This window comes from Rathayibacter sp. VKM Ac-2805 (assembly GCF_009834265.1).
Classification (GTDB): domain Bacteria; phylum Actinomycetota; class Actinomycetes; order Actinomycetales; family Microbacteriaceae; genus Rathayibacter.
This window is the reverse complement of sequence record NZ_CP047185.1, coordinates 3,222,511-3,246,709: the sequence shown is the minus strand read 5'-3', so window position 1 is coordinate 3,246,709 and position 24,199 is coordinate 3,222,511. Positions and strand designations below refer to the sequence as shown.

The following is a 24,199-nucleotide window of genomic DNA, read 5'->3' as shown; positions in this document are numbered from 1 at the left end:
CGGACGCGGGAGGATGCACTCGCGCCTGCCCGCCCGCACGGTCCCCCGAAGGACCGCACTGCGCCCCCTCCACGGTGGTCCGATCCGGACCGCAGCACCCCCCTCACTCCTTCCGGTCAGGCTCCGCCGACCGAGCAGCCCTATCCACATCGGGATCCCATGTCCTCTCCTGCGCGCCACAGCCGCCGTCTCGTCCTCACCGGAGCCGCCCTCGGCGTCGGATCCGCCTTCGCCTACGCGATGACCGCGTCCGCGGCGCCCGACTACAGCGTGATCCCGCCGCTGCCCAACGAGCTCGGGCGCAGCGACACGGCGATCTCGCGCGTGGGGAAGAAGCCGTACCAGATCATCGACGTGATGATCGGCACCGACCGTGCGCGGCTCTTCGTCCCGCACACCGCGGTCCCGTCGCAGCGGATCGGCCGGGTCGTCTACTGGTACTACCACGCCAACGGGAGCACCTACGCGGCCCTGTCCGGCGCCTACCAGTACAGCGCCGACCAGGCCGTCGACAAGGGCGTCATCTCGATCTGCCCGAACTACGGCGGCAGCATCTACACGAACAAGCGGGCCGTCGCCCTGCAGGTGGACGCGGTCGCCTGGTTCCAGAAGACGTGGCGGATCGGGGCGAGCTTCCTCCGCTCGAACTCCGGCGGTGGCGCACTGCTCTGCTGGGCGTACGGCAACAAGCTGGTCCCCGAGATCCGCGGCGCGTACCACGCGGCCGGCGTCTACGACATGGCCGACATGGCCCGCCGCGACCCGGAGCGGGTCCTGCCGGACTACGACAACGACCCCTCGACGATCCCGGCGACCGACCCCGCGCTGCTGCCGCAGGCCTCGTGGGCGGGGGCGCGGATCCGCACGACCGGCTCGACGGAGGACGTCCTCGTCCCGATCGCCGTGCACGGAGGGGCCTGGGTCGCGCTCGCGAAGCCCGTCGCGAAGGAGGCTGTGGTCCTCTACACGCCGACCGACGGCGCTCCGAACGGCCACAACGTGCCGAGCCTGACGAACAAGGACATGCTCGACACGTTCGACCGCTGGCTCGCGGAGCAGCCGGTCGTTCCGCTGCCCGACGAGCCCGCCTCGTCGATCCCCGGCGAGGGCACCTACCAGAACTCCTCGCCGCTCATCACGACCGCGGGCACCTGGAGCACGATCTCCTCCTCCGCCGACAGTGGTGGGAGCATCAGCTACTCCAGCTCGGCCGGAGCGTCCGCGAGCTTCCGCTTCTCGGGCACGGGCGTCAGCTGGGTGAGCCGGATGACGGCGACCTCCGGCATCAACGAGGTGCTGCTCGACGGCGTCCTCGTCGCCACCGTCGACCGCTACAGCCCCACGACCCGCTCGGGTCAGACGGTGTGGACGAGCGGGCCGATCGCCGCCGGCACCCACACGGTCACGATCCGCCGGGGGACGACGCGCAACCCGGCGTCCACCGGATCCACGCTGATCCTCGACGCCTTCGTCGTGACCGCGGGCACCGTCTCCACGTCGACCCCCACCCCCACCGCGACGGCGTCTCCGACCAGCACGCCGACGCCGACGGACACGCCGACCCCCACCGACACCCCCACTCCGACCGAGACCCCGACGGCCACGTCCACGCCCACCCCGACCTCGACGCTGCCGGCGGCGGGGACGTACCAGAACGGAGCCGCCGTCATCGCGACCGTCGGCACCTGGGCGACGCTCTCGAGCACCGCCGACAGCGGCGGCAGCATCTCGTACTCCAGCACCTCCACGGCCTCGGCGACCCTCCGCTTCCGGGGCACGAAGGTCAGCTGGGTGAGCCGGGTCACCCCGACCTCCGGCATCAACGAGGTCCTGATCGACGGCGTCCTCGTGGCCTCCGTCGACCGCTACAGCGCCACGAACCGCTCGGCCCGCACCGTGTTCACCAGCAGCACCCTCAGCGCCGGCGAGCACACCATCACCATCCGCCGCGGCAGCAAGCGCAACGCCGCCTCCACGGGCAACTCGCTGATCCTGGACGCCTTCGTCGTCGTGTGAGCCGCTCGGGCGCCCGAGCCGCCCGCCTGATTCCGGACAGAGGACGCGGGCGGGCTCGGGTGGTCGGGTGTGCGGGGGCTCGTGGAGGGGGCCCTTGTCGCTGAGGCGCTCGCTCGGCGCGCACCGCGTCGAGTCGCCCGAGGATGAAGCTGTTTCAGCGTTCTCGGAACCGTCTCGGGCACCTCAGCGGGCCTCGCGCGGGGAGGCCCGTGCGAGCATGCGGGGATGAGAACGCTGATCCTCGGAGGAACGGGCTGGCTCGGCGGGCACCTCGCGGCGGAGGCGCTGCGGCGCGGCCACGACGTGACCTGCCTCGCGCGGGGGACGGCTGTGCCCGCGGGGGTGTCCCTCGTCCGGGCCGACCGCGACCGCGAGGACGCCCTCGACGCCGTGGCTGCGGCATCGTGGGACGCGGTGATCGACGTGTCGTCGACCCCGCAGCACGTCCGCCGATCCGTCCGCGACCTGCGCTGCAGCGCCTTCGTCCTCGTCTCGACCACGAGCGTCTACGCCGAGAACGCGGTCGTCGGAGCGGACGAGGACGCCGAGCTGCTCCCTCCCTCTGACGACTCCGCCTCGTACGGCGCCGCGAAGGCCGCCTGCGAGCAGGCCGTGCTGGCCGGATCCGCGCCGTCCCTGATCGCGCGCGCCGGCCTGATCGGCGGCCCCGGCGACCCGACGAGCCGCTCCTCCTACTGGCCCTGGCGCTTCAGCGCGCGGTCCGGGCCCGTGCTGGTGCCGGATGCGCCCGAGCTGCCGACGTCCGTGGTCGACGTGCGGGACCTCGCCGCCTGGCTGGTGGCGTCCGCCGAGGCGCGGGTGGAGGGCGTGATGAACGTCTGCGGGACCCCCGTGCCGTTCGGCGAGCACCTGGCCCTGGCGCGCGGCGGATCGTCCGCCGAGGCGGTCGCGGTGCCGGAGGAGTGGCTGCTCGAGCGCGGCGTCGGCCAGTGGGCGGGCCCCGACTCGCTCCCGCTGTGGATCGCGGACCCGGACTGGCGCGGCATGAACACCCGCTCGACGGTACGGGCCGAGGCCGCGGGCTTCGAGCGCCGCGAGCTCGCCGAGACGCTGAGGGACGCGGCGGCCGCGCACGTGCCGGGACGCGGCGCCGGGCTGGGGGAGGAGCGGGAGCGGGAGCTGCTGGGGGAGTGGGGTGCGGGGCGGGGGCCGACGGGGTTGAGTCGATCGATGGAGAGACCAGCCCGGTGACGGGGTACCTCGGTCAGAGCGCGGAAGAAGTTTCGCTTCGTGCCCGCCAGACAGCCGCTCGCCCGATGCGGGCCAGCTGAGCGAGCATCTCGCCCGGCGGCCTCGTGACATCGATCCGCACCGGCTCGACGCGGTGACGCGAGATGGTCTCGACACGACGACGTCGACCCCGCTCGCCTGTCCCCCCTAGGACGACCGGGTCGAGCGGGGTAGCCCCCATCCGTGGTCACTCGTCCCGCTCGGCTGGGTCGCTCCTTCGCGACGGCGCGTCGAAAGGCGCGGTCTGAGCCGCATCGTCTTCGCCCTGCGATCCATTCGCGCGACGACGCAAGGCGCCTTCTGCGAGGCGGATGGAGAGGTCGTCTGTCGCTGCTCTGCCACGAGTCACCGCCTCGTCGCCGAAGCGACGGGCTGCATCGAATCCTTCAGCGCCCGTCTCGAGGACCTTGTCGCGGGCGTCGGCCACAGCGGCGAACCAGCCCCTGGCCTTCATCGAGTCGCGGAGACGTTCAAGGCCGACGTGGAGGTGGAAGTCGACCACACCGCTCGCGAGGCGGTCGCTCGATTCGACAACAGCACGGGCGCCGAGCGGATTCAACAGAACTCGCGCATTTGCACTGCCCGCAGCCGAGTCCATACGAGCGATCAGGCGCTCCGTGCTGCGAGCGATCGTGTCGAGCCGGTTCTTCCGAGCAGTCTGCAGGCCGATGCGGTGCTCATCGAGATCGTCCGCAGCCGAATCCAGGACTCGATCGATCTCGAGAATCGCGGTCGATTCCTGCAGCTGTATGCATCGGGCGAGCACGGCGAGCCACTCGCGGACCTTCGGCTCGGCCTCCCGGGTCGCCTTCGCGATGTCTCCCAGTTTCGTCGTCCGCTCGAGCTTCTCGGCCAGGGCGTCGAGCTGTCGCAGGGCGTAGGCCTGAGTGCGTGCGAGGGTCAAAGTGGTCGACTGCACTTTGGACCACGTGACCTCGGACACCCGACGAGTCCGCTCGCGAATGGTCATCGCCTCCTCGATCACGAGGTCGACGCCGATCATGTCGGCCAGTACGGCGTCCTTCTGGTTGCGGAGAAGATCGTCCACCTTCTCGTCGATCGTCGCGAGATAGTCGTTTATCTCGTCGATCGACTGCTGCATGGAAGCTTGCGCCATCATCCCCGCCACGCTCGACAACGCTGCCGGGTTGGTCAGGAGCGCCCCGGGGCCGGTCTGCGCGAACTGGACGATGCTCTTGATCCGGCCGTCCTTGCCCTGCACGACACCCATCGCGAGTCCGCTCTTGGAGTTCACCATGTGGCCGTGCTTCCGGAGCGCAGTGGCGGATTGCTCGGTCAGTTTCACCCACCGACCGGAACCGGCCGAGATCGCGGCCGCTGCCTGCACTACGCCCGCCGCCGCGCCGGCTGCCGGTCGGAGGCGCTCGAGTCCGAGGTCCTTCGATTCGAGACCCTCCGAATGCAGAAATCGGTCCACAGCCGAAGGCTCTCCGATCACGGCTATGCCGTCAGCGTCCTCGATCAGCTGAATGTCGTCGTCCATAGTCGGCTCCTGTCGGTTCGATCGCGCTCCTCTGGGAACACATGATGCTCATCCCACCATGTGCTCGGATCGGAGGAGAAGTGGGCCACGGCGCGGGCGGAAGATGACTGTCGGCTCACGAAGGATTGCTCCGTCACTCGTTACGGCGGTCCTGGGATCCACGCGAGAAAAGCTGTCAGCGCGGGGCAGGACTCCCGGCGTCAGCGGAACCACGCGAGCCCGGCACACGCCCGGCCCCCGTCACGACGCCGCGCACCCCGCCCGCCTCAGCGCCCCAGCACTCCCGCGTACACCGCCAGGTACTCGTCGACCATCCGGTCCACGGCGAAGCGGCGGCGCGCCGTCTCCCGAACGGCCGCGCGGTCGAGGAGTCCGACCCGCTCGACCGCGGCGACCGCCTCCGACAGGGAGCCCACCGCGTACCCGGTGACGCCCTCGTCGATGATCTCGGCCATGGATCCGCGGCGGTACGCGATCACCGGCGTCCCGCACGCCATCGCCTCGACGACGGAGAGGCCGAACGGCTCGTCGAAGCCGATCGGATGCAGGAGCGCGAGCGCTCCGCCGAGCACGAGGGCACGCTCCTCCGGCCCGACCGAGCCGCGGTAGACGACGCGCGTCCCGTCGACGAGCGGCTCGACCTCCTCGCGCCAGTAGCGCTCGTCCTGCACGATGCCGCAGAGGAGGAGTCGGCGCCCGGCCGCGGCGGCGATCCGGATCGCCTCCGCCGTGCCCTTGTCGGGGTGGATCCGGCCGAGGATCACGAGGTCCTCGCCTCCGGATCCGGCGGGGAAGCCGTCCACGTCGATCCCGTGGTGCACCGTCGCCGCGTAGTCGAGCTCGGGGGAGCGGTCGCTGTCCGAGATCGACACCAGGTGCGCGGTGCGCGGATGCCGCAGCGCCTCGCGGTAGGCGGGCAGGATCTCGGGCCCCGAGAAGCCGTGCACCGTCGTCACGAGTGGCACGGGCCACTGCGCCGACAGGGCGAGCGGCAGCCAGTCGAGGTGGTTGTGCACCAGGTCGAACTCGCGGGCGCGGTCGAGGACCGCCGCGATGTGCAGCGCCTCCCAGACGCGGCCGTCGCGGCCCGACTCGGCGTAGCCCGTCGGAGTGACCGACTCGAGCGCGGCCGTCGTGACGGAGTCGCCGGTCGCGAAGAGCGTCACGTCGACTCCGCGGCGGACCAGCCCCTCGGTCAGGAGGCTCGCGACCTGCTCCCACGGCCCGTAGTGGCGCGGCGGCGTGCGCCACGCGACCGGCGCGAGCATCGCGATCCGCAGCCCGGCCGCCGGGTCCCCGGGTCCTGCGGTCATCGGGCGGCGACGGCCGCGGGGGCCGCCGGGACGCTCGGCCGCGTCGGCTGCAGGCCGGCCCGCCGCACGACGAGCGAGGTGTGCAGGGCGGCGATCGTCGACTCCGCGCCCCGGTTCTCGTTGCGCCCCTGCGGCTCCAGCCCGTCGTACCCGGCGCCGGAGAGCGGATCGACCATCACGGTCGCGGAGTCGTTGACCCCGTGGAACCAGGCCCAGCAGGAGGCGAGGCCCTCGCGCCAGAGCGGATCCTCGTCGAGCGTCAGGGCGCGGGCGCACGCGGCGGCGATGGCGGCGACCTCGATCGGCTGCTGATCGAAGAGCACTCCGAGCTCGTCGGGCCCGCGGCCGGCCACGCCCGTCACCGAGAGGCGGCCGTCGCGCGATTCGAGGCCCAGCAGGAAGGCGAGAGCGGCGAAACCGCGCGCGAGCAGCGGCGGATCCTGCAGGGCCTCGCCGGCCGCCAGGAGCGCCTCGGGGACGCAGCCGTTGGCGTAGCGCAGGCGCGCCTCCGGCCAGGGCCAGGCCTGATCCGTGCAGGAGAGGAGCATCGGCGCGGCGTCGTGCAGCAGCTGGACCGCGACCAGCGAGTGCGGGCGGACGGCGACGACCTCGACCGCGCCGAGCACCGCGAACGTCATGGCGCGCAGGTCCGGCGAGCGCTCCTCCGCGAGGTGGAGGAAGAGCCGCATCGCGCGGCGGCGGGTCAGCGGCAGCTCGGCGTGCGCGGCGACGACCCCCGCGGCCCAGACGCTGCGGCCCCACCAGTCGCCGAGCGAGGAGGCGTCGGCCCACTCGCCGTCGGGCGACAGCCGGTTGTGCACGGTGCCGTCCGGCTCGGCGGCCGCCTCGAGGAAGCGGAGGTACTGCTCCGTGAGGCGTCGGGTCCGGAACGTCTGCTCCGGCTCCTGCGCCACCACGATCAGGGCGCGCGAGACGTCGTCGACGCAGTAGCCGTGCTCGGGACGGGGCGCGTCGAGCAGCGCGTGCTCGTGCAGCCCGCGCTCGTCGGTGAGGGCGTCGAGGTGCTCGTAGGGGAGTGCCGTCGCGAGGGCGGGCCCCGCGGTCACGCCGCGTGCTCGATGCGGAGGCGCTCGACGAGATCGAGGTAGAGGCCGGCGGCCGCGGGCCAGGAGAGGGCGGCCGGAGCGGCTGCGGGGGCGGAGTCGGCGAGCACCTCGCGCAGCGCCGCGGCCATCGCGGCGGGGTCCTCGTGCGCGACCGTGCGGCCGCGGCCGTTCCCGAGCAGCTCGAGAGCGTGGGGGAACTCCGTCGCGACGACCCGTCGTCCGGCGGCCAGCGCCTCCACGAGCACGCCCGAGGTGACCTGGTTGCGGGAGTCGTAGGGCAGCAGGACGGCGTCGGCGTCGGCGACCGCCGCGGCGAGCTGGGAGGGATCCAAATAGCGGCCGTCGAGCACGACCCGGTCCTCGAGCCGCAGCTCGGCGATCAGGACGGCCAGCGACTCCCGGTAGGCCTCGCCGGCGTGCGCGACGACCTTGGGGTGCGTCTGCCCGTAGACGGTGTAGTGGGCGGAGACGCCGGCGTCGCGCAGGACGGCCATCGCGCGGATCCCCCACTCGATGCCCTTGCCCGGGCCGATCAGGCCCCAGGTGATGATCTGCGGATCCGCGGCGGCGGCGGGGCGGGCGGCCGCGTTCCAGACGGGGACGCCGTGCGCGATGACGACGACGCGCGAGGCGTCCACGTCGTACCGGCGCTCGAGGATCTCGGCCGCGACGGCCGTCATCACCACGACCGCGTCGGCGAGGGAGGCGACCCGCTCCAGCACGAGGCGCTGCGAGGGGGTGGGCGTCTCCAGCACCGTGTGCAGGACCACGATCACGGGCACGGCGAGCCGCTCCATCAGCGCGATCACCTCGTCGCCGTCGGGTCCGCCGTAGATGCCGTACTCGTGCTGGATGATCGCGACGTCGCAGGAGTCGAGCTCGGCGGCCGCGCGGGCGGTGCTCGCCGGGTCGCCCGCGACGAGCTCGGCCACGACGCTCGTACCGGGCGTCGATCCGGGCACGGCGAGCTCGTCCATCACGCGGACGGTGCGGATGCCGGCGCCGTGGTCGTCGGCCAGTGCTCCGCCGAGGGCCTCGGTGAAGGTCGCGAGCCCGCACCGCGTGGGCGGGAAGGTCGACAGCAGTCCGACGGTGGTGCCGGATCGCCGGTGCGCGAGGGGGAAGGGGGACTCCATGCTGACTCCAGCCGCGGGGAGGCGGAGCCTTCCCGGGGAGGGCGGTCCGCGAACGGGCGAGACGACTGCCGGGCGGCACCCCTCGCGGGATCCGTGTCGGATCCGGTCCACGGCCGGAGGACCGGGCATGAGTAGCGTCACCCTAGTGGGGGTGGATGACGATCCGGGGTCGCCCGGCTCGAGGCTTCGCCCACCGGCCATCGGGGCGCGGTATCGGCGGGCTCGGTGACGGCCGGTGGGAACACGGGCAGGAAGTCGGCGTCGGTGGCCTCGGTGACGGCCGACGGGACGACGGCCGGGGTGGCGTCGACGTCGACGCAGTGGCGGATCAGGAGGCAGGCGTCGCGAGTGGCGTCCTCGCGGCCGTGCCCGGCGCGGAGGGCCTACTCGAGGAGGAAGGCGCGCCCGTTGATCAGCAGCGTGTCGCCGTCGGTCGCGGCGAGAACGCCGAACTCGTCGACGGAGCGGGTGGAGTCCCCGGCGGTGTCCGAGGTCGCGGCGACAGCGGGAGTGGCTGCGGCGGCGGTGAGGAGGAGCCCGCAGGCGAGTGCGGTGATCACGGTCGTGCGGTTCATCGGCGTCGTCCTTGGCGTCGTGGTGGGCCGCTTCTCGTGGAGGCGGCGGGAACTGGTTCCGAGCCTAGGGCGCCGAGCCCGTCAACGCCCTGGGTCGTTCCTTGGGTTCAGCTATGAAGTACCGTGCAGCCATGCCCTGGGGACGCCTCTACTTCGCCGTGCAGGCCCTCGGCGGCGCGGCCTGGTGGGTCGCCGTGGCGCTCGTCCCCGCCGTGCGGATCGCGACGCTCGGCAGCCTCGATCCCGTCCCTGTCGCGGCTCTCGACCTCCCGCTGTTCGTCGGCGCCTCCGCTCTCGCCGCCACGGGCATCCGCTGGGCGGCCGTCACCGCGACGGCCTGGACGCTCCTCGTCGCGGTCGCCCTGGCCGTCTGGGCCACCCCGACGGGGGAGGCGGGCTGGGGCGTCGTCGCGATGCTCGCCGCGGCGGGCGGCTCCGTCGTCGCGGCGTGCCTGCTCCTGCTCGGCCGGGTGCCCACGCGCTGGATCGCCTCCGGTCCCTTCTCCTTCCGGGTCGCGACCGCGGGCCGCCGACCCGGATCGCACCTCGCCGCGACCCTCGGGCAGATCGCGGTGTTCTGGGGTGGCGCGCTGGTCGTCGTCCCGCTGGTGATCGCCGCGCTGGAGGAGCGCTGGGGCGTGGGCCTCGGAGTGGCGCCGCCCGCGGTCGTCGGCGTCGGCGTCCTGCTGCTGGTCGCGGCGAGCGCGCTCGGGATCTGGTCGGGGCTCACGATGTCGCTCCTCGGCGACGGCACGCCGCTGCCGATCGCGATGACCAACCGGCTGGTGATCGCCGGCCCCTACCGCTGGGTCCGCAACCCGATGGCGGTCGCCGGCATCGTGCAGGGAGTGGCGGTCGGGCTGCTGCTCTCGTCGTGGCTTGTCGTGCTGTACGCGCTCCTCGGCGCCGTCGTCTGGAACCAGGCCGTGCGCCCGCTGGAGGAGGCGGACCTCGCCGCCCGCTTCGGAGCCGACTTCGAGCGCTACCGCTCGCGCGTCCGCTGCTGGGTGCCCCGCCGCCCGGAGCCGCTGCCGCGCCGGGGGTAGCCGCTGCCGCGGTGCGCTCGCCGAGGCGTTCCGCCCCCGCCGGGACACCGCCGCCAGGCCGGCGTCTCGCCGACGAGGGCGGTGTCTCGAGGTGACGGACGCGCCTCTCGCGACGGCTCCGCGCCTCGCCCGCCGACCCCGTCACTCCGCGGTGCGCCCGCGCCCCACCACCGCGGCGACCAGCCCCGCCGACACCGCGGCCAGCGCGACCAGCACCCCGCCCACGCCGAGCAGTCCCGCCACGAGCGGAGTCGCGAGCGCCAGCGCGACACCGGGGAGCGCCAGGCGCGCGGGCATCGGCTGGTGCTCGCCGAGCGGTGCGTGCACCGCCCACAGGGTCAGCACGAAGGCGGCGACCGGCACCGCGACGGCCGCGCCGATCACCGTGTCGGACGCCTCGAGGTGGCCCGCGGTCGCGGCGACGGCCGCCTCCAGCCCGGATCCCAGCGCCGCGAGGGCCGCGAACGCCGCGAAGTGCGCGTAGCCCCAGCGGTAGGAGAGCCCGCGCCGCCGCTCCAGCAGCTCGCCGGAGGGATGCGAGAACGACAGCCACCACAGCGCGAACACGATCACCAGCCCGCAGGCCGCGACCAGCACGAGCGAGGTGCTGACGCCCGACTCCGTCACCGCCCGCTGCACGCCCATCACCGCCGCGAGGACGCCCTCGCCGAGCAGGATGATCGTGAACAGCCCGTACCGCTCGGCGACGTGGTGCGGATGCCAGTTCGCGTCGCCCGCCCGCTGCGCCCAGAGGGGCACCGCCAGCTCGCAGGCGACCAGGAGCAGGAAGCTCACCACCCCGACCTCCTCGGGCAGGAGCAGCCTCAGCAGCCAGCCGACCTGCACGATCGAGAAGCCGACGGCGTTGCGCACGGCGGAGGTGCGGTGCTCCGGAGTCGACACGGCGACGCGGATCCACTGGCTCACCAGCGCGAAACGCATGATCGCGTAGCCGATGGTGATCGCGCGGTAGTCGCCCTCCTCGAAGCCGGCGGGGACTCCGGCCGCGAGCACCAGGACGCCGCCCATCTGAGCGAGGGTCAGCAGCCGGTAGGGCACGTCGTCGGTGTCGTACCCGGAGGCGAACCAGGTGAAGTTCATCCACGCCCACCAGATCGCGAAGAACACCATGCCGAAGGGGAGGAGCCCCTCGGCGAGGTGCCCCTCCTCGGTCGCATGGGCGAGCTGCTGGGCGATCTGTGCGATCGCGACGACGAAGGTCAGGTCGACGAGCAGCTCGAGCGGACTCGAGACGCGGTGCGCCTCGTCGATCGCGCGCGGCTGCATCCGCACGCGGAGGGGGTGCGCGGGGGAGGCGGGCATGCGCTCATCCTGCACCCGCCGGCCGCCCCGCCCCGGACGTGCCTGCTCCCGCGAGTGTCCACGAGTTGTCGCACTCGCCCCTCGAGTGCGACAACTTCTGGACAGTCGTGCGCTGACCCTCTGTCCGCGTACCCGGCAGCGCCGCACGCCTGCCCGGGGCCCGCGCCCGCACCCCGCCTACGATGGGTCGGGATGTCCCCCGAATCCGCGCTCGCCGCACCGACCCGCGCGTCCCCGGGCGCCCGGCGGTCGCGGCGCGGGCCGCTCCTCGGGCTCGCCCTGGTCGCCGTCCTCGTGGCGACGCGCCTGCTCGCCCCGGACGCGGCGGGCGACGCCCTCTCGGACGCGGTGCGCGACTTCCTCACCCTCTCGATCAGCGTCGTCATCGAGTCGCTGCCGTTCGTGTTCCTCGGCATCGTCCTCTCGATCGCGGTGCAGCTGTGGGTGCCCGAGGCCGTGCTGCTGAGGATCCTGCCGAAGCGGGCGCTCCCGCGGCGCCTCGTGATCTCGCTGCTCGGCGTGCTCCTCCCGGTCTGCGAGTGCGGCAACGTGCCGCTCGCGCGCGGGCTGATCGTCAAGGGCCTCTCGGTGTCGGAGTCGATGACGTTCCTCCTGGCCGCGCCGATCGTGAATCCGATCACCATCGTCACGACCTACCAGGCCTTCGGCTGGGCCGACGGGATCCTCGTCTGGCGCATCGTCGGCGGCTTCGCGATCGCGAACCTCGTCGGCTGGATCTTCAGCCGCCACTCCGAGCCGATGAGCCTGCTCACCGACCGCTTCCGCGCTGCCTGCGAGGCGGGCGAGCGGCCCTCCCGCTCCCTCCGCGACCGCTCCCGGCGCAGCGTGCTGCTGTTCGCCGAGGAGACCGGGGCGATGATGCCGGCGCTGTTCGTCGGCGCCGCCATCGCGGGGCTGATCCAGGTCGGCGTCTCGCGCGACGTGCTGACCACGCTCGGCGGCGACCCGCTCTGGTCGGTGCTGGCGCTGATGGTGCTCGCCTTCGTCATCTCGATCTGCTCGAACGTCGACGCGTTCTTCGTGCTCTCGTTCGGCTCCACGTTCCTGCCGGGAGGCATCATCGCGTTCCTCGTCTTCGGCCCGATGATCGACGTCAAGATGCTCGCGCTGCTCCGCACCACGTTCTCGGCCGCGACGCTGGTGCGCGTCACCGTGCTGGTCGCCCTCGCCGCGGCCGTGCTGGGACTGGCGGTGAACTATGCGCTCTGAGCGCCTCCTCGCTCGCTGGAAGGGCGTCGTCCTCAGCCTGATCGGCGTCGTCTCGACTTTGTGGCTCGCGGCGACCGGCCGACTCGGCCTCTACATCCACCCCCGCTACTTCGAGTTCTCGGTGGTGCTCGCGGTGATCGCCGGAGTGCTGCTGATCGCGGCGTTCGCGGTCGTGCCGGGCGCCGAGGAGGACGCCCACGAGCACGAGGACGACGTCGAGCACCTCCACGCCCCCGTGCCCGCCCGCCCCTGGCGCCGGGTGGTCGCGGTCGCGGCCGGAGTCGCGGTGATCGCCTCCGCCGCCGTCGCCCTGCTCGTGCTCCCGCCGGCCGCCCTCACCGCCTCGACCGCGACGCAGCGCGAGGTCAACACCAGCGCCGTCGACGCCTCCGTGACCGCCGCGGCGCCCACCGGCGACACGGCCTCCTTCAGCGTGCGCGACTGGGCGACCCTGCTGCGTCAGGGCGCGAGCGAGCAGTTCCTCGCCGGCCGCACGGCGACGGTGAGCGGATTCGTGACCCCCGACGCCTCCGACCCCGAGAACGTCTTCTACATCGCCCGCTTCGTCGTCACCTGCTGCGCGGTGGACGCGCAGCCGGTGGGCGTGCCGGTCTACCAGGCCGGCTGGGCCGACACCTGGTCGGAGGGGCAGTGGCTGGAGGCGAGCGGGGGCTTCGGCGCGAACCCGAGCGTCACCAGCGCCGAGGCGGTCGTGCTGGAGCCGGAGGCGCTCACTCCGATCGACGAGCCGGCGATGCCGTATGTCTACTGAGCGCGGCGCGACTCCCGAGCGCGGCGCGTCTCCCGGCGGCGGCACGTCGGCGCAGAGCGGGCGACGGGCCGGAGGCGGCGCGCGGCGGGCTCCCGGCCTCGACTCCGCAGGCGCCTCCCGCTTCCCCCGCCTGTTCTGGGCGGTCGTCGCGGTGCTCGTCCTCGCGGTCGGAGGCCTGACCGCCGCCACCGTCGCCAAGGGGCCCCGGGTCGCCTCCCTCGAGGTCAGCACCGACGGCGTGGTCGAGCGCGACGGCTCCCGAGCCCGCCTGCACCTCGACCAGGCGCTCGAGCCCGACGCGCTCGACCGCGTCCGCGTCGTTCCGGACGCCCCGCACACCGCCGAGCTCGACGGCGGCGTGCTCACCGTCACCTTCACCGACACCCTCCGCTACGCCACCCGCTACGAGATCGGGATCGACGACGCCCGCAGCGCCGCGACCGGCTCGGCCGCCGACGTCTCCGCCTCCTTCACCACGAAGGACCCCGACCTCTTCACCCTCGATCGCACCGCCGACGACCCCTCGCAGCCCGACGCCGTCCGCGTCCGCCCGCTCTCCGGAGGCGACGCCCGGGTCCTCGTCGCGGCCGACCGGATCCAGGACTACGCCGTCGTCGGCCCGGTGCTGGTCGTCGTGACCATCGAGCCGGACGACACGAACCTCCTCCGCACGGTCACGCTCGACACCGGCTCCGAGGGCGTCATTCCGCTGCCCGGCCCCGGGACCGTGCGCGAGCTGCACTCCTCGCCCGAGAAGGGCGTGCTCGGCTGGACCTTCACCGGGCAGGCGCCGTCGGGCCCGCTCGACCGCGCCCTCTACTCCTACGACCTCACCGACCAGAAGGCCGAGGCGGTCCCCGTGCTCGGGATCGACGGCGGGCCGCTGCGGGCGCGCGACTGGATGTTCGTGCCCGGCACCACCTCGGTCGTCACCCACTCGCTCGACGACACGGTGCTCCTGCTCGACCTGCTGACGCCCGGCTCGATCAGCCCGCTCGGGCAGCACGCGGAGCTGCGCGGATTCGTGCCCGGCGCGAACCGGCTCGTGGTCGCCGATCCGGAGTCGGGCTCGCTGATCGACCTGGCCGACGGCTCGGTCGAGACGCTCGCCCTCCCCCCGGCGGACGTGAGCGCGACCGCGTCGCCCGTGCAGATCCTGCTCCTCGACTCCGGGAGCTACGTCGAGCTCGAGGCCGAGTACGCACCGGAGACGGGCGCGACCCAGTACTCCGTCGTCCGCGTCGACGCGTCCGGCACCTCGGAGGTGTTCCGCACCTCGCCGACGGGGCGCATACGCGGCGTCTGCCTCTCGCCGAACGGGCAGTACCTCGCCGTCGAGACCGTTTCGGTGGAGGGCCGGCCGGACGACTACCCGGGCGAGCCGGGCTTCAGCGCGACCTCGACCGTGCTCGTCGACCTCGGCACCGGCGACACCGCGCGCAGCGTCAACGGGCGGTCGCGCGACTGGTGCGCGTAGGGGGCCGGTCTGACGACCGGCTCGTCGACCTGACTGCCGAGGTGCCGGCCTGGCAGCCGGCTGCCGACTCGGCGACCGGGTCCGGCACCCCACCGCCGACGCGTCCGCCGCTCAGTCGAACCGCGCGCCCTCCGGCCGCGGCGGCAGCACGAACAGGATCAGCAGGAACACGTAGCCGGCGATCGGCACGAGGATCGCGAGGATCCACAGCCCGCTGCGGTTCACGTCGTGCAGTCGCCGCCAGATCAGCGAGAGCGACGGGAGGAACGTCGCCAGGGCGATCGCGCCCGCGGCGAGCGACACCCAGAAGGTCTGGAACGGCGCGCCGCTCGGGTACGGGGTCAGCGTGAAGTCGAGGCGCCACGGACCGCCGTCGGCCAGCTGCATCAGCCCTGTGAGGACGCTGCCGAGGAGGATGATCCACCAGTACTCGGCCCGGCTCGCCCTCCCGCGGAAGCGGAGGTAGTTGCCGAAGAAGCGGCGGAGCGCCGCCATCGGCGGAGCCCCGTAGTAGGGGAGGGCCAGCGGCGGCTCGAGGGTGCTCGAGCTCATCGGGTTCCGTCTCTCATCCCTCGACCGTATCCCGTGCTCCCAGCGGCGCCGCGTCGGCCGTGCGGACGACATCCCGGTGTTCGCGCCGGAGGAATGCCGGCGTTCACGACGCAGGAACGTCGCCGTGACGGAATGGAGGAAGGCGTCGTTCTCGCGCCGGAGGAACGCCGCTGTGTTCGCGGCGGAGGAGGGTCGCCGTGCTCACAACGGAGGAAGAACGTTCCAGCTCGAGCGTGAACACGCGGATCGGCGCGCGCCGGAGCACGTTCTACCTTCGTTGTGAACAGGATCAGCGAGTAGGAACCGCCTCCGCCCGCACCGCCGCCGTCGCCCGGGCGTCGACGATCAGGCTGACGACGAGCCCCACAGCGACGATGACGATCGCGACCCACGGCAGCACGTCGAGCCCGCTCGCGTCGATCGCCAGCCCGCCGACGACCGCGCCGCCGCCGATGCCGATGTTGAACGCCGTCGTCTGGAGCGCCGCGGCGAGGCTCCGCAGCTGGAAGGAGGAGGTGCGCAGCATCCGGGTCTGCAGCATCGCCGGAATGCCGCCGAACGCGATGTTCCAGATCACCGCGGCGACGACCACGGCCGTGGCGGCGCCGGTGCCCGCGGCGACGGCCAGGCCCGCGAGCGCCAGCACGACCGCGATCGCGGCGACCACGAAGCCCGAGCGGGGGAACCGGTCGGTCGCGAAGCCGGCCAGGACGAGTCCGACCGCCCCTGCGCCGCCGAACGCGAAGAGCACGAGCGGCACCGTGTCGGGGGCGAAGGAGGCGTTCTCGAGCCAGGGCGTGATGTAGGTGGAGAGGGTGTTCTGGCCGATCAGCACCAGCAGGATGACGACGCAGACGCCGATGATGCGGGGGAGCGTCCGGTCCTTCCGCGCCGGCAGGCGGATCTCGCCGGTCCGCAGCGGGATGTGGTGGTCGACCGCGGGCAGGAACTTCACCACGATCAGCGCGAGCACGAGCACGACGCCGCCGAGGATCGCGAAGGTGGGCCGCCAGCCGAACGCGTGCCCGAGCGCCGTGCCCAGGGGGACGCCGAGGACGAAGGCCGCGGATCCGCCGCCCGCCGTGATCGCGGTCGCGCGGCCGAGCTGCTCCGGAGCGACGAGGTGCGCGGAGTAGGCGGCGACGATCGCCCAGAAGAGGCCGTGGGCGAGCCCGCCGAGGATGCGCGCGCCGATGAGCAGCCCGAAGGTGGGGGCGAGCGCGGCGAGGACGTTGGCGACCGCGATGGTGCACAGCGCCACGAGGAGGAGGCTCTTGCGCGAGAAGCGCTGGGTCACCAGGGTCAGCGGAGTCGTCGCGACGACGACGGTCGCGGCGAAGATCGTGACGAGCTGGCCGGTGAGCGAGATGCTCACCCCGAGGTCGCGCGACATGTCGGGGATGAGCCCGGTCGGGAGGAACTCGCTCGTCACGGAGACGAAGACGGCGCCGGCGAGCGTGAGCAGGCCGATCCAGGGGAAGGCGGGGGCTTTCGCGGTGTCCTGAGGGTTCACGGTGTCCTGAGGTCGGGGGCGGGCGGGAGGGGGACGACCATCAAGCCTCGCACGCCCGCGCGGCGTCGGCGCGCGGGGGAGCCCACTGTCGTCCGGTGTTCATCCGCGGAGCGGAGCACCGGCACGTCCGGGTCGCCGTGCCGGTCCTCAGCGCAGGCGCGGCGCCGGCTACCACAGCGCCGCCCGCCCGTGCACGGGGTGGCCCCGGAGGCGCGGCTCGCCTGGGATGGAGGGGAGCGGCCCGATCCGGGTGCCGCGGACGGAGGAGCAATGCCCGACCAGTACACGTTCACGAACCCCGCCACCCGGTACCCGGACGTGACTCCGCCGGTCCAGCAGCAGCCCGAGCCCGGGCTGCAGTCGCGGATGACCCCGGTGCCGGACCTCGGCGAGGAGAGCTACCGCGGTACCGGCAGGCTCGCGGGCCGCCGCGCGCTCATCACGGGAGCCGACTCCGGGATCGGCGCAGCCGTGGCCATCGCCTTCGCCCGCGAGGGGGCCGACGTCGCCCTCGCCTACCTCCCGAGCGAGGAGGAGGACGCGCAGCACGTGATCGGGCTGATCCGCGCGGAGGGGCGCACCGCCGTGCCGATCCCCGGCGATCTCACGAGTGCCGAGTACTGCACGCGGCTCGTGGCGGAGGCGGTCGAGGGCCTCGGCGGGCTCGACGCGGTGGTCAATGTGGCCGGCAAGCAGATCTGGAAGGAGGACCTGCTCGACATCACCGACGAGCAGTTCGAGGCGACCTTCGCGGTCAACGTCTTCGCTCCGTTCCGGATCATCCGCGCGGCCCTCCCGCACCTGCCCGCGGGCGCCACCATCATCAACACGGCGTCGGCGGAGGCGCACAAGCCCGCCCCCGACCGCCTCGACTACGCGATGACGAAGGGCGCGATCAACAACCTCTCGAAGGGCCTGGCGCAGCAGCTCGCCGCGAAGGGCATCCGCGTGAACGTCGTGGCGCCCGGCCCGACGTGGACCGCCCTGCAGGTGAGCGGCGGCGTCGACCCCGAGAGCCTGCCCGACTTCGGCTCCAGCGAGTCGCCGATGGGCCGTGCCGCGCAGCCCGCCGAGCAGGCCCCGGCCTACGTGTTCCTGGCGTCCGCCGAGTCGAGCTTCGTCGCCGGCGAGACCCTCAACGTGAACGGCGGCATGGTCTCGCCCTGACACGCCGCGCCGCCGCCGCTCGCTGGTGTGCCGCCGAGACGCCTCCGTCCTGCTCGAGACACGGACTCGCGTCAACCCTCTCCCGAGCGGCGGGGGCGCGAGGTGCCATGGAGGAACCACCACGAAGGAGCACCATGAGCACCACGACCGTCCTCCCCATCGAGACCTACTCCGACGAGCAGGGCTGGCACAACCGCATCGCCCACGCCCGGGTCCCGCTGAGCCACCACGAGTCGCGCCAGGAGGCGGAGGAGGTCGGCGAGGAGATCGCCGAGCAGCGCGGCGGGGAGCACGTCGTCCTCGGCTAGCGGCCGGCGCGGGGCGCGGCATGCGGTGCCCGATCGGGGAACGCCGCCGGCCCGCGGAACGCGCCCGGCCCGCAATTCGCGCCCGGCCCGCAATTCGCGCCCGGCCCGCAGGCGCCCGCTCCGCAGACGCCCCGGCCCGCAGGCGCCCGCTCCGCAGACGCCCCGCGCGTGTAGCGCCCTCGGCCCCACCCGGTCAACCTTCTCGACCTCCCGGCCCCCTCCTCCCTAGCGTGGCCCGTCGTGCTCGCTCCCGAGCGCGCGACGAGAGGACGACATGGCCACCACGAGCGACGCCCCCGCGACAGGAGAGGCCGGCGGCACCTCCCTGCGCCGCCGCATCACCGGCCCGCTGCTCTACTTCTTCATCCTCGGCGACGTCCTCGGCGCGGGCATCTACGCCCTCATGGGCACGCTCTCGGCGGAGGTCGGCGGAGCCGTCTGGATGCCCCTCCTGCTCGCGCTCGGCCTCGCGCTGCTGACCGCCGGCTCCTACGCCGAGCTGGTGACCAAGTACCCGAAGGCGGGAGGCGCGGCGGTGTTCGCGCAGCGGGCCTTCCAGCGCCCGATCGTCTCGTTCCTGGTCGGCTTCGCCATGCTCGCGGCCGGAGTGACCAGCGCGGCCGGTCTGTCGCTCGCGTTCGCCGGCGACTACCTCGGCACCTTCCTCGACGTGCCGACCGGGCCGACGGCCATCGTCTTCCTGATCCTCGTCGCGTGCCTCAACGCGCGGGGCGTCGCGGAGTCGCTGCTCAGCAACACGGTGATGACCGTGATCGAGGTCGGCGGCCTGCTGATCGTGATCGGATGCGTCGCGCTGCTGGTGGCGGGCGGAGGCGGCGACCTCGCCCGCACGGTCGAGCTCAGCTCCGAGCAGGCGCCGGCGCTGGCGGTGCTCGGCGCGGCGATCATCGCGTACTACTCCTTCGTCGGCTTCGAGACCTCGGCCAACATCGCCGAGGAGATCCGCGACCCCAGCCGCGTCTACCCGCGCGCGCTGTTCGGCTCGCTGCTGACGGCCGGTGCGGTGTACGTCCTGGTCGGCCTCGCGAGCTCGATCGCGCTGCCCGCCGACGAGCTGTCCGGATCCTCCGCCCCGCTGCTCGACGTCGTGACGGCGAGCGGAGCCGGGGTGCCGGCATGGCTGTTCAGCCTGATCGCGCTCGTCGCGGTCGCCAACGGAGCGCTGCTGACCATGATCATGGCGAGCCGTGTCACCTACGGCATGGCGAAGGACGGCCTCCTCCCGGACGTGCTCGGCCGCGTCCTGCCGAAGCGCCGGACGCCGTGGGTGGCCATCGCGGTGACCACGCTGGCGGCGTGCCTCCTGACCCTGGTCGGCGATCTGGCGACCCTCGCCGAGACCGTGGTGCTGCTCCTCCTGCTGGTGTTCATCAGCACGAACGTCTCGGTGCTCGTGCTGCGGCGCGACAAGGTCGAGCACGACCACTTCCGCGTGTGGACGGCGATCCCCGTGCTCGGCGTCGCCTCGTGCGTGCTGCTCCTCAGCCAGCAGGACCCGATCGTCTGGCTCTACGCGGGGATCCTCCTCGTGGTCGGAGTCCTCGTGCACCTGGCGACCCGTCGTTCGTCCCGCCGCACCGCCTGATCCGCTGACGGTCCCGGCGGGGCCGCCGCTCCGCCGGACCGTCCCTCCCGACCGCCCCGTTCGCCCCGCGACCGGTCAAGCCCCTGGGCGGACGGCCGTCCGGGGCGTGGGATGGGGGGAACGGAAGGAGCACGAATGACCGACACACCCTCCCGCGAGGAGCTGCCGCTCCCCGACTGGAACGACATCCCGCTCGGCACGCTCGCGGAGCGCATCCGCCCGCTCGACGAGGCCGGCCTCGGCGCTCTGCTCGCCTACGAGGAGGCGCACGGGCACCGCCTGCCGGTGACGACGATCCTGCACTCGCGACTCGAGCAGCTGCGCGGGGGAGCGGAGCCGGCGGGCACCGTGCCGGAGTCGCTGCCCGAGGTGTCCCGCTCGTCGTCCGGATCGCCGGTCTCGCCGGCGACGTCCGGTCCGCCGATCAATCCGCCCTCGCACGGAGTGCCGACGAACCCGGCTCAGCCGCGCTGACGGCGGCGGGCGGAGTCGCGGTCGCGGCGGCTCCGCTCCCGCCGCGCGCTGCCCAGGGCCTGCTCAGCGCGCACGGGCAGACTGTCCGGAGCCGATGACGGCGACCGGACGAGGGAGCAGTACCCGGAACGCGACAAGACTGACTCGTAGGAGCTGTCATGTCCTGGATCGTCCTCATCCTCTCCGGTGTCCTCGAGGCCGTGTGGGCCACCGCCCTCGGCAAGTCGGAGGGGTTCACGCGGCTCGGCCCGTCGGTCGTCTTCGGCGTCGGCGTCGTCGCGAGCATGGCCGGCCTCGCCTACGCGATGCGCGAGCTGCCCACCGGCACCGCGTACGCGGTCTGGGTCGGGATCGGCGCTTCGCTGACCGTGCTCTACGGCATGTTCTTCGGCGGCGAGGGCTTCTCGCTCGTGCGCACGCTGCTGGTCCTCGGGATCGTCGGCTGCGTCGTCGGCCTGAAGCTCGTGCACTGAACCGAGGCCCCGTCCTCTCCTCCGCGAGGCCGCTCCCGTACGCGACACGCCGACGGAGGCGCGCGGACTGGCATCTCGCCGAGGGTCCGAGGCCGGTGGTTGCAGGACGCCGCGCGTTCCACCTAGGCTCGGCTCATCAGGGGAGAACGATCGTTCTACGGTTCTCCCCGCCCCCCCAAGGAGGACTCATGCCCACTCGTACCGCACGCACCGCCTGGAACGGCTCGCTCGAGACCGGCGAGGGCCAGGTCGAGCTCTCGAGCTCGAAGATCGGCACCTACGACGTCTCGTTCCCCAAGCGCGCCGCCGACGACGCCAACGGCTCGACCAGCCCCGAGGAGCTCCTCGCGGCCGCCCACTCCGCCTGCTACGCGATGCAGTTCTCGGCCGTCCTCGGCCAGGCCGGCGGCACCGTCGAGGCGCTCGACGTCCGCGCCGACGTCTCGCTCGGCCCGGACTCGGCCGGCGGATTCAAGCTCACCGGCATCAAGCTCGTCGTGAGCGGCGAGGTCTCCGGCATCGACGAGGCCGCCTTCCTCAAGGCCGCCGACGAGGCCAAGGAGACCTGCCCCGTCAGCAAGGCGCTCACCGGAGTCGACATCACGCTCGACGCCACCTTCGAGGGCTGAGCCCCTCCGCACGTCACGAGCACCCCGTCGCGCATCGCGGCGGGGTGCTCGTGCGTCCGGCGCGGCCGCGGAGCGGCGTATCGAGACCCCTGCCCCCCACCGGCCGCCCGGCGCCCCCTGTCGTCAGACCGCCGCCGGCGCGTAGCGGAAGCCGGCGCCGAGGTGCTCCTCCGGCAGCCGGTCGCCGCGGCCGTGCAGCTTCTGGCGGAGGCTCCCCTCGACGTACTCCTCCGGGTACGCGCCGCGGCTTCGCAGCTCCGGCACGATGAACTCCACCACGTCCTCGAAGGTGCCGGGCGTGATCGCGTAGGCGAGGTTGAACCCGTCCACGTCGGTCTCCTCGACCCACTCCTGGAGGTGGTCGGCGACCTCCGCGGGCGAGCCGACGACGAACGGGCCGAGCCCGCCGATCACGCTGAGCTTGGCGATGTCGCGGACCTTCCACTCCGAGCCGTCCTCGTTCGCCTCCTGGAAGTTGGCGACGGCCGACTGGATCGCGTTGCTCTTCACGTTGCCGATCGGCTCGTCGAGGTCGTACTGCGACAGGTCGATGCCCATCCAGCCCGACATGAAGACCAGCGCCCCCTCCTCGCTCCCGTAGGAGAGGTAGTCGCGGTGCTTCTCGTGCGCGGCCTCGCTGGTCTCGGCGGTGATGATCGTCAGCAGCGTGTAGATCTTCGCGGAGTAGCGGTCGCGGCCTGCCGCCTCGAGGGCGTCGCGGATGCGCGAGACGGTCGCCTTCAGGCCGGCCTTCGTCGAGGACGCGACGAAGATCGCCTCCGCGTTGCCCGCCGCGAAGCGGATGCCGCGCGGCGACGCTCCCGCCTGGTAGATGACGGGGGTCCGCTGCACCGACGGCTCCGAGAGGTGGATGCCGGGGACGGTGAAGTTCTTGCCGCGGTGCCCGATCTCGTGCACCTTCGCCGGGTCGGTGAACACGCCGGACTCGCGGTCGCGGACGACCGCGTCGTCCTCCCACGACCCCTCCCACAGCTTGTAGAGCACCTCGAGGTACTCGTCGGCGACGTCGTAGCGGTCGTCGTGCTCGAGCTGGTCCTCGTGGCCCATGTTGCGGGCGGCGCTGGGGAGGTAGCCGGTGACGACGTTCCAGCCCACGCGGCCCTTCGTCAGGTGGTCGAGCGTCGACATGCGCCGCGCGAACGGGTACGGGTGCTCGTAGGCGGTGCCGGCGGTGATGCCGAAGCCGAGGTGCTCGGTCGCGGCGGCCATCGCCGAGACGAGGAGGATCGGGTCGTTGACGGGGACCTGCGCGCCGTGGCGGATCGCCGCCTCGTTCGAGCCGCCGTAGACGTCGTAGGTGCCGAGCACGTCGGCGATGAAGATGCCGTCGAACGTGCCGCGCTCGAGCAGCTTCGCCAGGTCGGTCCAGTACGAGAGGTCCTTGTACCGCCAGGACTGGTCCTGGGGGTGGCGCCACATGCCCGAGGACTGGTGGGCGACGCAGTTCATGTCGAAGGCGTTGAAGCGGATCTGGCGGGTCATGGAGTCGATAGTGCCCAGCGGAGCCGCGAACGGGTACCGAGCGCGACGCACGGCGTCACAAAGCGGCGCCCGTCGAGGCGCCCGGCAGGTCTGGGTGGTCGGCGACGTCCTCGACGAGCTGGTCGACCTCGAGGACCGCATCGGCAGCGCGATGATCGAGAGTCGGAACGGGTGATGCGCCGGGGAGCACCGCCCCCGTCCGCAGACCGAGCGGCTCCTCCTCCTACGCCAGCTCACGCCCCAGGAAGCGCACGTGCTCGCCGATCTGGAACGCCTCGCCGCCCTCGTGGCCGTTGAAGGGGTAGACCCGGATCTCGCGGGGTCCGGCGTAGCGGTTGTAGGAGGCGTAGACGGTGGACGGCGGGCAGATGTCGTCGCGGAGCGCCACCGAGAACAGCGCGGGGGACTGCGCGTAGGGGGCGAAGGAGGTGCCGTCGAAGTACGAGAGGGTGTCGAACACGCGCGCTTCGGCGCCGCGGTGGGTGTGCAGGTACTGCACGATCTCGCCGTACGGCATCGTGTCGACCAGCCGCACGGCGTGCGGGATGTGGGAGAGGAACGGCACGTCGACGATCGCGGCGCGCGCCGCCTCCGACTCGCCGAGCAGGCCCAGGATCCCGGTGACGGCGAGAGCGATCCCGCCTCCCTGGCTGCCGCCCGAGACGGCCACGCGGGAGGCGTCGACCGCGGGGTGCGCGCGCAGCACGTCGAGCGCGCGGACGGCGTCGGTGAAGACGCGGCGGTAGAAGTGCTCCGCGGGCGACTCGATGCCCTGCGTCATGAAGCCGGAGACGTGCGGCCCGCTGCCCACTGGGTCGGGCGTGGCTCCGGAGCGGTGCCCGGACCCCTGGCCGCGGGTGTCCATGACCAGGTGCGCGTAGCCGGCGGCCGACATCGCGGTCCACTCCGCGAGCTGCCCGCGGCCGCCTCCGTAGCCGATGTAGGTCACGAGCCCGGGGAGGGGGCCCTCGACGCCGCGGGGGAGGATCAGCCACGCGCGGATCGGGTGGCCGCCGAAGCCGGAGTAGGTGACGTCGAAGGTGTCGAGCAGTCCGAAGCCGGCGTCGACCCGCTCGAGGCGCGGCTCGGTCGCGACGGCCCTCGCCTCGGCGATCGTGTCGCGCCAGAACTCGGCGAACCCGGCGGGCTCGGCGATCTCGGGGGCGTACTGCTCGAGGAGGTCGAGCGGGAGGTCGTACTGCGGCATCACGGACTCCTTCTCGGGCAGCGGCGCCCGAGGACCGAGGCTACTGGAGGGACGGGC

The 24,199-nt window shown here is 73.0% G+C and carries 23 protein-coding genes and 1 riboswitch; of the genes, 13 read left to right on the top strand and 10 right to left on the bottom strand.

What is annotated here, in order from left to right:
• Positions 1-159: 159 nt before the first annotated feature.
• Positions 160-2,016 (top strand): hypothetical protein, encoded by a 1,857-nt coding sequence (locus GSU40_RS15185; protein WP_160035636.1) that lies wholly within the window; start codon positions 160-162, stop codon positions 2,014-2,016.
• Positions 2,017-2,241: 225 nt separating this feature from the next.
• Positions 2,242-3,228, top strand: coding sequence for an NAD-dependent epimerase/dehydratase family protein (locus GSU40_RS15180; protein WP_160035634.1), 987 nt, complete (start codon positions 2,242-2,244; stop codon positions 3,226-3,228).
• A 226-nt stretch (positions 3,229-3,454) separates the two neighbouring features.
• Here the strand turns inward: GSU40_RS15180 and GSU40_RS15175 are convergent, their stop codons facing one another.
• The 5 genes from GSU40_RS15175 to GSU40_RS15155 form a co-directional block, all read right to left on the bottom strand.
• Entirely contained in the window at positions 3,455-4,771 is a 1,317-nt protein-coding gene (locus GSU40_RS15175; RefSeq protein WP_208543333.1) for a hypothetical protein, read from the bottom strand.
• Between the two features lie 266 nt (positions 4,772-5,037).
• Complete coding sequence (locus GSU40_RS15170) at positions 5,038-6,084, bottom strand: glycosyltransferase family 4 protein (RefSeq protein WP_244229509.1); 1,047 nt, start codon at positions 6,082-6,084, stop codon at positions 5,038-5,040.
• Complete coding sequence (locus tag GSU40_RS15165) at positions 6,081-7,151, bottom strand: glycosyltransferase (RefSeq protein WP_181072780.1); 1,071 nt, start codon at positions 7,149-7,151, stop codon at positions 6,081-6,083. Before GSU40_RS15165 ends, GSU40_RS15170 begins: the two co-directional genes overlap by 4 nt.
• Positions 7,148-8,287 carry a glycosyltransferase gene (locus GSU40_RS15160; RefSeq protein WP_160035631.1) on the bottom strand — a complete coding sequence of 380 codons (1,140 nt, stop codon included), beginning with the start codon at positions 8,285-8,287 and terminating at the stop codon, positions 7,148-7,150. The genes GSU40_RS15165 and GSU40_RS15160 overlap by 4 nt, the downstream gene beginning before the upstream one ends.
• A gap of 383 nt (positions 8,288-8,670) precedes the next feature.
• Positions 8,671-8,862: a hypothetical protein gene (locus GSU40_RS15155; RefSeq protein ID WP_104223384.1), complete on the bottom strand. Its 192-nt coding sequence runs from the start codon at positions 8,860-8,862 to the stop codon at positions 8,671-8,673.
• Positions 8,863-8,993: 131 nt separating this feature from the next.
• Between GSU40_RS15155 and GSU40_RS15150 the strand changes: the two genes are divergently transcribed.
• On the top strand, positions 8,994-9,908 hold the full coding sequence (locus GSU40_RS15150; protein ID WP_160035629.1) for a methyltransferase: 915 nt from the start codon (positions 8,994-8,996) through the stop codon (positions 9,906-9,908).
• Between the two features lie 141 nt (positions 9,909-10,049).
• Here GSU40_RS15150 and GSU40_RS15145 read toward each other — a convergent pair whose 3' ends face one another.
• Complete coding sequence (locus GSU40_RS15145) at positions 10,050-11,231, bottom strand: low temperature requirement protein A (RefSeq protein ID WP_208543332.1); 1,182 nt, start codon at positions 11,229-11,231, stop codon at positions 10,050-10,052.
• A 192-nt stretch (positions 11,232-11,423) separates the two neighbouring features.
• On the opposite strand from GSU40_RS15145, the gene GSU40_RS15140 reads away from it, so the two are divergent.
• From GSU40_RS15140 to GSU40_RS15130, 3 genes are read left to right on the top strand one after another with little or no spacing between them, the layout of a single operon-like run.
• Positions 11,424-12,461 carry a permease gene (locus GSU40_RS15140; protein ID WP_104223382.1) on the top strand — a complete coding sequence of 346 codons (1,038 nt, stop codon included), beginning with the start codon at positions 11,424-11,426 and terminating at the stop codon, positions 12,459-12,461.
• Positions 12,451-13,233 carry a TIGR03943 family protein gene (locus tag GSU40_RS15135; protein WP_104226373.1) on the top strand — a complete coding sequence of 261 codons (783 nt, stop codon included), beginning with the start codon at positions 12,451-12,453 and terminating at the stop codon, positions 13,231-13,233. Before GSU40_RS15140 ends, GSU40_RS15135 begins: the two co-directional genes overlap by 11 nt.
• Entirely contained in the window at positions 13,223-14,710 is a 1,488-nt protein-coding gene (locus tag GSU40_RS15130; RefSeq protein ID WP_160035627.1) for a hypothetical protein, read from the top strand. The genes GSU40_RS15135 and GSU40_RS15130 overlap by 11 nt, the downstream gene beginning before the upstream one ends.
• A gap of 111 nt (positions 14,711-14,821) precedes the next feature.
• Here GSU40_RS15130 and GSU40_RS15125 read toward each other — a convergent pair whose 3' ends face one another.
• Positions 14,822-15,262 carry a DUF805 domain-containing protein gene (locus tag GSU40_RS15125; RefSeq protein ID WP_160035625.1) on the bottom strand — a complete coding sequence of 147 codons (441 nt, stop codon included), beginning with the start codon at positions 15,260-15,262 and terminating at the stop codon, positions 14,822-14,824.
• A 289-nt stretch (positions 15,263-15,551) separates the two neighbouring features.
• Positions 15,552-16,775, bottom strand: a complete 1,224-nt coding sequence (locus GSU40_RS15120) for an MFS transporter (RefSeq protein WP_104226411.1) — start codon at positions 16,773-16,775, stop codon at positions 15,552-15,554.
• Positions 16,776-17,045: 270 nt separating this feature from the next.
• On the opposite strand from GSU40_RS15120, the gene GSU40_RS15115 reads away from it, so the two are divergent.
• From GSU40_RS15115 to GSU40_RS15090, 6 genes are all read left to right on the top strand, one after another.
• The gene (locus tag GSU40_RS15115) at positions 17,046-17,942 is read left to right on the top strand and encodes an SDR family oxidoreductase (protein ID WP_104263331.1); all 897 of its coding nucleotides are present in this window, start codon (positions 17,046-17,048) and stop codon (positions 17,940-17,942) included.
• Positions 17,943-18,076: 134 nt separating this feature from the next.
• On the top strand, positions 18,077-18,250 hold the full coding sequence (locus tag GSU40_RS15110) for a DUF2188 domain-containing protein (RefSeq protein ID WP_159940661.1): 174 nt from the start codon (positions 18,077-18,079) through the stop codon (positions 18,248-18,250).
• 274 nt (positions 18,251-18,524) lie between these two features.
• Entirely contained in the window at positions 18,525-19,856 is a 1,332-nt protein-coding gene (locus tag GSU40_RS15105; protein WP_160035623.1) for an APC family permease, read from the top strand.
• Between the two features lie 135 nt (positions 19,857-19,991).
• Positions 19,992-20,330, top strand: coding sequence for a hypothetical protein (locus tag GSU40_RS15100; RefSeq protein ID WP_160035621.1), 339 nt, complete (start codon positions 19,992-19,994; stop codon positions 20,328-20,330).
• A gap of 85 nt (positions 20,331-20,415) precedes the next feature.
• Positions 20,416-20,479, top strand: a riboswitch (guanidine-III (ykkC-III) riboswitch).
• A 9-nt stretch (positions 20,480-20,488) separates the two neighbouring features.
• Positions 20,489-20,803 carry a multidrug efflux SMR transporter gene (locus GSU40_RS15095; RefSeq protein WP_104222377.1) on the top strand — a complete coding sequence of 105 codons (315 nt, stop codon included), beginning with the start codon at positions 20,489-20,491 and terminating at the stop codon, positions 20,801-20,803.
• Between the two features lie 188 nt (positions 20,804-20,991).
• A complete protein-coding gene (locus GSU40_RS15090) occupies positions 20,992-21,432 on the top strand; it encodes an OsmC family peroxiredoxin (protein ID WP_104247811.1) in 441 nt (146 codons plus the stop codon).
• Positions 21,433-21,555: 123 nt separating this feature from the next.
• Here GSU40_RS15090 and GSU40_RS15085 read toward each other — a convergent pair whose 3' ends face one another.
• Complete coding sequence (locus GSU40_RS15085; protein WP_104222379.1) at positions 21,556-22,935, bottom strand: LLM class flavin-dependent oxidoreductase; 1,380 nt, start codon at positions 22,933-22,935, stop codon at positions 21,556-21,558.
• Positions 22,936-22,945: 10 nt separating this feature from the next.
• Here GSU40_RS15085 and GSU40_RS15080 point away from each other — a divergent pair, with 10 nt between their 5' ends.
• Positions 22,946-23,110, top strand: a complete 165-nt coding sequence (locus GSU40_RS15080; protein ID WP_160035619.1) for a hypothetical protein — start codon at positions 22,946-22,948, stop codon at positions 23,108-23,110.
• 48 nt (positions 23,111-23,158) lie between these two features.
• Here GSU40_RS15080 and GSU40_RS15075 read toward each other — a convergent pair whose 3' ends face one another.
• Positions 23,159-24,142: an acetylxylan esterase gene (locus GSU40_RS15075; protein WP_160035617.1), complete on the bottom strand. Its 984-nt coding sequence runs from the start codon at positions 24,140-24,142 to the stop codon at positions 23,159-23,161.
• Positions 24,143-24,199 lie beyond the last annotated feature (57 nt).

Excerpts from the sequence above, each read along its gene's own strand:
- GSU40_RS15185 (WP_160035636.1), top strand. The coding sequence starts at position 160 with ATGTCCTCTCCTGCGCGCCACAGCCGCCGTCTCGTCCTCACCGGAGCC.
- GSU40_RS15180 (WP_160035634.1), top strand. The coding sequence starts at position 2,242 with ATGAGAACGCTGATCCTCGGAGGAACGGGCTGGCTCGGCGGGCACCTC.
- GSU40_RS15175 (WP_208543333.1), bottom strand. The coding sequence starts at position 4,771 with ATGGACGACGACATTCAGCTGATCGAGGACGCTGACGGCATAGCCGTG.
- GSU40_RS15170 (WP_244229509.1), bottom strand. The coding sequence starts at position 6,084 with ATGACCGCAGGACCCGGGGACCCGGCGGCCGGGCTGCGGATCGCGATG.
- GSU40_RS15160 (WP_160035631.1), bottom strand. The coding sequence starts at position 8,287 with ATGGAGTCCCCCTTCCCCCTCGCGCACCGGCGATCCGGCACCACCGTC.
- GSU40_RS15155 (WP_104223384.1), bottom strand. The coding sequence starts at position 8,862 with ATGAACCGCACGACCGTGATCACCGCACTCGCCTGCGGGCTCCTCCTC.
- GSU40_RS15150 (WP_160035629.1), top strand. The coding sequence starts at position 8,994 with ATGCCCTGGGGACGCCTCTACTTCGCCGTGCAGGCCCTCGGCGGCGCG.
- GSU40_RS15145 (WP_208543332.1), bottom strand. The coding sequence starts at position 11,231 with ATGCCCGCCTCCCCCGCGCACCCCCTCCGCGTGCGGATGCAGCCGCGC.
- GSU40_RS15140 (WP_104223382.1), top strand. The coding sequence starts at position 11,424 with ATGTCCCCCGAATCCGCGCTCGCCGCACCGACCCGCGCGTCCCCGGGC.
- GSU40_RS15135 (WP_104226373.1), top strand. The coding sequence starts at position 12,451 with ATGCGCTCTGAGCGCCTCCTCGCTCGCTGGAAGGGCGTCGTCCTCAGC.
- GSU40_RS15130 (WP_160035627.1), top strand. The coding sequence starts at position 13,223 with ATGTCTACTGAGCGCGGCGCGACTCCCGAGCGCGGCGCGTCTCCCGGC.
- GSU40_RS15125 (WP_160035625.1), bottom strand. The coding sequence starts at position 15,262 with ATGAGCTCGAGCACCCTCGAGCCGCCGCTGGCCCTCCCCTACTACGGG.
- GSU40_RS15115 (WP_104263331.1), top strand. The coding sequence starts at position 17,046 with ATGCCCGACCAGTACACGTTCACGAACCCCGCCACCCGGTACCCGGAC.
- GSU40_RS15110 (WP_159940661.1), top strand. The coding sequence starts at position 18,077 with ATGAGCACCACGACCGTCCTCCCCATCGAGACCTACTCCGACGAGCAG.
- GSU40_RS15105 (WP_160035623.1), top strand. The coding sequence starts at position 18,525 with ATGGCCACCACGAGCGACGCCCCCGCGACAGGAGAGGCCGGCGGCACC.
- GSU40_RS15100 (WP_160035621.1), top strand. The coding sequence starts at position 19,992 with ATGACCGACACACCCTCCCGCGAGGAGCTGCCGCTCCCCGACTGGAAC.
- GSU40_RS15095 (WP_104222377.1), top strand. The coding sequence starts at position 20,489 with ATGTCCTGGATCGTCCTCATCCTCTCCGGTGTCCTCGAGGCCGTGTGG.
- GSU40_RS15090 (WP_104247811.1), top strand. The coding sequence starts at position 20,992 with ATGCCCACTCGTACCGCACGCACCGCCTGGAACGGCTCGCTCGAGACC.
- GSU40_RS15085 (WP_104222379.1), bottom strand. The coding sequence starts at position 22,935 with ATGACCCGCCAGATCCGCTTCAACGCCTTCGACATGAACTGCGTCGCC.
- GSU40_RS15075 (WP_160035617.1), bottom strand. The coding sequence starts at position 24,142 with ATGCCGCAGTACGACCTCCCGCTCGACCTCCTCGAGCAGTACGCCCCC.